6 protein-coding genes are annotated in these 6,193 nt (G+C 38.1%); 4 read left to right on the top strand and 2 right to left on the bottom strand.

Going from position 1 to position 6,193, the window contains the following annotated elements:
* A partial coding sequence (locus tag H592_RS21245) for a helix-turn-helix domain-containing protein (protein WP_211235598.1) occupies positions 1–290 on the bottom strand: 290 nt, incomplete at its 3' end.
* Positions 291–610: 320 nt separating this feature from the next.
* Between H592_RS21245 and tkt the strand changes: the two genes are divergently transcribed.
* The 3 genes from tkt to cdd all read left to right on the top strand — a co-directional run bounded on the left by tkt (position 611) and on the right by cdd (position 4,313).
* Positions 611–2,620, top strand: coding sequence for a transketolase (tkt, locus tag H592_RS0100890; RefSeq protein ID WP_028867072.1), 2,010 nt, complete (start codon positions 611–613; stop codon positions 2,618–2,620).
* A gap of 145 nt (positions 2,621–2,765) precedes the next feature.
* Positions 2,766–3,524: a uridine phosphorylase gene (udp, locus tag H592_RS0100885; protein ID WP_028867071.1), complete on the top strand. Its 759-nt coding sequence runs from the start codon at positions 2,766–2,768 to the stop codon at positions 3,522–3,524.
* Positions 3,525–3,905: 381 nt separating this feature from the next.
* Positions 3,906–4,313, top strand: coding sequence for a cytidine deaminase (gene cdd, locus H592_RS0100880; RefSeq protein ID WP_028867070.1), 408 nt, complete (start codon positions 3,906–3,908; stop codon positions 4,311–4,313).
* A 154-nt stretch (positions 4,314–4,467) separates the two neighbouring features.
* On the opposite strand, the gene H592_RS0100875 is transcribed toward cdd, so the two are convergent.
* A complete protein-coding gene (locus tag H592_RS0100875) occupies positions 4,468–5,838 on the bottom strand; it encodes a hypothetical protein (protein WP_037070669.1) in 1,371 nt (456 codons plus the stop codon).
* Between the two features lie 157 nt (positions 5,839–5,995).
* Here H592_RS0100875 and H592_RS21240 point away from each other — a divergent pair, with 157 nt between their 5' ends.
* Positions 5,996–6,142: a XapX domain-containing protein gene (locus H592_RS21240; protein WP_037070668.1), complete on the top strand. Its 147-nt coding sequence runs from the start codon at positions 5,996–5,998 to the stop codon at positions 6,140–6,142.
* Positions 6,143–6,193 lie beyond the last annotated feature (51 nt).

Below are 6,193 nucleotides of genomic sequence, written 5' to 3'. Positions count from 1 at the left end.
CCCCCCTTATCATTTTTTGTATGTTCATTAATATATTCAATTAGTTGAAGTGATTGTGCTTCAGATAATCGAAAGGGACGACCGGTTGTCTTTTTATCAACTAATCCAGCCAATCCATTTTGATGATATTGAGATATCCATTTATTAACACTAGTACGACTCACTTTAAGAAACTTAGCGATATCGGTACGAGAGCTGCCTTCTTGAAAGTGTGCTAATGCAGAATAACGTAGTCTCATACGAACACTTTTATGTGTTTTAGCCAATTCTGAAAAGTCATGTTTTTTCATAGGTCACCAAAAGAATATAATCAGTTAATAATAATGAATATATTAGATCATATAATTAGGCGGAATGGTATTATCTATTTGCCAAAGCTAATTACTTTCTAAACCTGTTATTTTATAAATACGTTTTTTAAGCATATTGAGTTAACTTAATCAGGTTTAATCGTATTAAAACCCTTAATGTAACCACATATTTTGTGTATGGAGCTATTGTTCAATATTTTTTGGCCATTCTGTCGATCTAGTTCTCACTTTCTTATCTGTTTACTAAATACACTGATTTTAGTTTTTAAATATGAGTCATTAATTTTCAGGAGTTATTTATGCCATCGAGTTCTGCCACTCAGCTTTCTCGTCAAGAGTTAGCTAACGCAATACGCGCCCTTAGTATGGACGCTGTCCAAAAAGCCAATTCAGGTCACCCAGGCGCACCAATGGGAATGGCTGATATTGCGCAAGTTTTATGGACGGATTTTTTAAAGCATAATCCGACTAATCCAAACTGGGCTGATCGTGACCGTTTTGTTTTGTCTAACGGCCATGGTTCAATGCTTATCTACTCTCTACTGCATTTAACAGGTTATGATTTATCAATTGAAGATCTTAAAAACTTCCGTCAATTACATTCAAAAACACCGGGTCACCCAGAATATAGTTACGCACCTGGTGTGGAAACAACAACCGGTCCATTAGGCCAAGGTATTACGAATGCTATCGGTATGGCAATTGCTGAACGTTCTTTAGCGGCTTCTTTTAACAAAGAAGGTCACGACATCGTTGACCACCATACTTACACTTTCCTAGGTGACGGTTGTTTAATGGAAGGTATTTCCCATGAAGCTTGTTCTTTAGCGGGTACGTTAGGTCTTGGTAAACTGATTGCTTTCTGGGATGACAACGGTATCTCAATTGATGGTGATGTAGAAGGTTGGTTCACAGACGATACACCTAAGCGTTTTGAAGCTTACGGATGGCAAGTCATTTCTGTTGATGGGCATAACCCTGAAGAAATCAAAGCCGCTATTATCTCTGCAAAAGCAGAAACCACTAAACCAACCATGATTTGTTGTAAAACAATTATTGGTTTTGGCTCGCCTGCTAAGCAAGGTACACACGATTGTCACGGCGCACCATTAGGGCACGATGAAATTGCTGCAACACGTAAAGCATTAGGTTGGAACCACGGTCCATTTGAAATCCCTGCCGATATTTATGCTGGTTGGGATAATAAAGAGCAAGGTCAAGCTGCAGAGCAATCTTGGGATGAGAAATTCGCAGCTTACGCAGCGGCTTACCCTGAACTAGCTGCTGAATACAAACGTCGTGTTAATAACGAGTTACCTGCTGAATGGGAAGCTAAGTCTTCTGCTTACATTGTTGATTTACAAGCTAACCAAGGCAATATTGCAACACGTAAAGCCTCACAAAACTGTATCGAAGCATTTGGTGCAATGTTACCAGAGCTATTAGGTGGTTCTGCTGATTTAGCGCCATCTAACTTAACCATGTGGTCTGGTACTAAAGCCATTACTGCTGATGACGCTACGGGTAACTACTTACATTACGGCGTACGTGAGTTTGCAATGGCTGCCATTATCAATGGTATTGCATTACATAAAGGTTTTGTTCCTTACGGCGCAACATTCTTAATGTTTATGGAATACGCACGTAACGCACTACGTATGTCTGCAATAATGAAGCAACGTTCTATTCAAGTGTTTACGCATGACTCAATTGGTCTAGGTGAAGATGGTCCAACACACCAACCTGTCGAGCAAATTGCAAGTTTACGTTTAACACCAAACATGAACACATGGCGTCCATGTGACAGCGTTGAATCTGCTGTTGCTTGGAAATTTGCGATTGAATCTGTTGATGCACCGTCATCACTTATCTTTAGCCGTCAAAACCTGAAACCACAGGCACGTGATGCACAGCAATTAGCTGATGTGGCAAAAGGTGGTTACGTGTTGCTTGACTCTGAAACACCTGCTGAAATCATCTTAATTGCGACAGGCTCTGAGGTTGAGTTAGCAATGCAAGGTGCTGCAGAATTAACAGCTCAAGGTAAAGCGGTACGTGTTGTATCAATTCCTTGTACTGAGCAGTTTGAATTACAATCTGCAGAATACAAAGAGTCTGTATTACCAGCAGCTTTAACTAAACGTGTAGCAATTGAAGCGGGTATTGCTGATTACTGGTACAAATACGTTGGCTTAAACGGTGCGGTGATTGGTATGACCACATTTGGTGAGTCAGCGCCTGCTGATCAATTATTTGAAATGTTTGGTTTCACTGTAGATAATGTCGTCAATACAGCAATTAACTTATAAATACAGTGTTTAGCTTATAAATTAAGTGGTTACATTGAAATTTTATATCAAACACGACTAGCAAGTTCTTATATTAAGTTTTTATAATAAAAATCTTATAACAAATAAAGGCAGTGTGACTGCCTTTTAAAAAAGGAAAAAAATTATGTCTGAAGTATTTCATTTAGGTTTAACAAAAGCGATGTTAGATGGTGCAAGCTTAGCGATTGTCCCTGGTGACCCTGAGCGCGTTGCTCGTATTGCGGAATTAATGGAAAATGCAACATTTTTAGCAAGCCACCGTGAATACACTAGTTACTTAGCATACATCGACGGTAAAGCTGTTGTGGTTTGTTCAACTGGTATTGGTGGTCCTTCGACTTCAATTGCTGTGGAAGAGCTGGCACAGTTAGGTGTTCGTACTTTCTTACGTATCGGTACCACTGGAGCGATTCAACCACATGTAAATGTAGGCGATGTGATTGTGACTCAAGCTTCTGTACGTCTGGATGGTGCAAGTTTACATTTTGCTCCTATGGAATTCCCTGCGGTTGCAGATTTTCATGCTACAACGGCAATGGTCGCTGCATGTCGTGATCTTGATATTGAACCACATGTGGGTATCACTGCTTCAAGTGATACTTTTTACCCAGGTCAAGAGCGTTACGATACAGTGTCTGGTCGTGTTACTCGCCAGTTTAAAGGTTCAATGCAAGAGTGGCAGGACCTTGGTGTATTAAATTACGAGATGGAGTCATCTACCTTATTTACTATGTGTGCTTCTCAAGGTTGGGCTGCTGCTTGTGTTGCAGGCGTGATAGTTAACCGTACACAACAAGAGATCCCAGACGAAGCAACCATGAAAAAAACGGAATCACATGCGATTACTATTGTCGTTGCTGCTGCGAAAAAATTATTAAAATAACGATGCTGTAGGCTGTGACCTTTGTACTCAGTCTATCGTTTAAAGTGACTCTTTAAGTACAACAAAGAGTCGCTTATATCTTCTGCCTGTTCATGTAGGCTGTGTAATTTTTTACCACCAGTAGCTTTGCTTTAAGTGGTTCATTTGCTTGATGTGCTTAAGCTGAATGAAATCAGACCCAATCACCTAAGCAAGTTTTATACGTCATTGATTGCACTTATTATCTGACTCTAGAATTTGAAAGGTCGATAGTCCTTAGCGTTATGTTTATGCCATGGGTGCTGTTGTACGATTAATGACTGCTAATATCGAGTTAATTTATTGTCTGCTGTAAAATTGTATTAAATACATCACCAATGTAGAAAAAGAGAGAAATTTCATATGAAAAAAAACTATTTTAATGAATTAAAAACGCTATTAGATAATAGCTCTGCGCCATACTCAGGATTCAATGTTGCTTCTATTGTGGTGTGCAAAGATGGACGCGAATTCAAGGGGGTTAATGTTGAATCTGCTGCTTATCCAACGACTATCTGTGCTGAACGTAATGCCATTTTTACAGCCGTTGCTGAAGGTATTAATAAAGGCGACATTCAAGAAGTGCATATTGCTGCTCGTAATGCGGAAAAACTGTTGGTTACGGCGCATCCATGTGGCGCATGTCGACAGGTGATTGCTGAGCAGTCAATGAACGATTGTTTAGTCTATAGCTATGAATCAGAAGGTGAATACACACAAAATACGATTGCAGCATTATTACCTTTTGCTTTCTTAGGTGAAGAGCTTTAATCATTATTAGACTTTAACCTGCACGGTATTAAGTTTTAATAGCACGCTATTAAACTCTTTAATCTGTACAGTAATAAACAATAATTGTTACGTTCACTTTAGGAAATAAAGGCCAATGTCTTGGCCTTTATTTCTTTTGTTATCTCTTCACCTTTTAGTCTTTTTGCGGTAAATTTTCGTTAAGCACAATCGCTTCTTCTAGTAGTTCCTGTGCCGTATAGGGTTTATCCGCTAAAGCAAACTGCATCGCAGGACTTTTTCCTTTATTAGTTTCACAAAAATTAAATAATACGCGATGAATCTCTGAAAAGTTTGCCAGGGTATTAATACTATTTAACCCTTTATTCAAACTTCCTTTTAAATAAGCAAAATAACGATTCAAATATTCCGTATCCTTTAAGTCAAAAGGGGGGCTACTTTGCAAATTTTTAGTGATCGCGCTATATGCACCTGATTCAAAACTTGACCAACGATCTCCCCACCATCCCGCTTTTTTATTAATTAATGTTTCTTTGCTGTTAGCAAAAGGTAAATAATAATAGATTTCCGCTTTTTCAGTTTTAATCTCTGGATAGGCTGACATTAATGCCGCGGCACGAATACTACTTTCTAACTCGATATAATGTCTGTAATGCTCTGTTTTGTATATAAAGGCGCGTAGCATCGAAAAATGCACGTATGAGAGCCTTGCTGGGTTGATTAAACTACAGCGGTTGATCGGCTTTAATTCTCCAACCAATAATTTTTCGAAATGTTTACGCTGCATCGTTTGCTGGTAACGTTGATTAATTTCATTTTCAACATTACTAGAATACCCATCTTTAATGACAGTATTTTCAGTGCTGTGGTAAGTATCTTGTTTGGTTAGCTTTTGTTGTGTGATATTACTGGTTTGTAACAAAATATAGCCACTATCTGCCTCCGCAGTGAACAATGCATAAAAACCTCGCTTGTGGTCTAAATGTACAACCTTGCCTTCAGTCTGCAGTGCTATGTAGTCGCGCTGTACTACTCCTTGCTCTTTTAAACGGCTATAGTTGGTCAACAATAATGATAGTTTTTCGAGGTAAAAGTAATAAAGACGTGCCGATAAACCGGTTTGTTTGATCGCAGCACTTGTATCGACTTTATCTATTATTGTTTGTAGTACCTGTTTGATTGCATCAATATTTTTATGTTTACCTACGCTATACACTCGTTGGCAATTTTTACACTTCAAACGTTGTGTACCCGCTGCAGTGAAACCGTGCAACTGAGCTTCATTTTTTTCGTTAAAAAAGAAATATTGATAACAATGCGTACAGTGGCTAATTTTTCTCGCAAAATGGAATGCAAGCTTTTCTTTTAAAATATTTTCAATTATTTGGTTATTTACCCAGGGTGGGTGGCTACCACAGGCCTTACATTCCACTGCAAGGTACCCTAAGCGTTTACTTTTATAAATATAGTCATCGCTTTTATTTATGCCGAAATTTCTGCAACTAACTGTTTTACAACAATTAAAATCTTCTCTTATATTAAACATAATATTGGTCCCTTAAATCTACCATTAGCATAAACCACATATTTTGTTAACGCTAGTTAATGCTTTTCAGTCAATATCAAATCTATAGATCAAGATCTCATTTTAAAGTGCTTTGAATGCCTACTATTTACTCATTGAAGAATGACGAGGAACAGAGATGCAAGAAATACTATTAGCTTTATTTGCGGGGGTTGTTGTAGGGTTAATATTTGCCTTTTTGAAACTGCCGCTACCAGCTCCACCAGTACTTTCAGGCATTATCGGAATTTTTGGTGTTTATCTTGGTGGCATAGTTTATCAATAATTTATCATCCCATTATTGTCGTAAATAAATACTTAATATAAATAAAAAGTG

The organism is Psychromonas arctica DSM 14288, from assembly GCF_000482725.1.
Classification (GTDB): Bacteria; Pseudomonadota; Gammaproteobacteria; order Enterobacterales; family Psychromonadaceae; genus Psychromonas; species Psychromonas arctica.
This window is presented reverse-complemented; position numbering and strand designations above follow the sequence as displayed.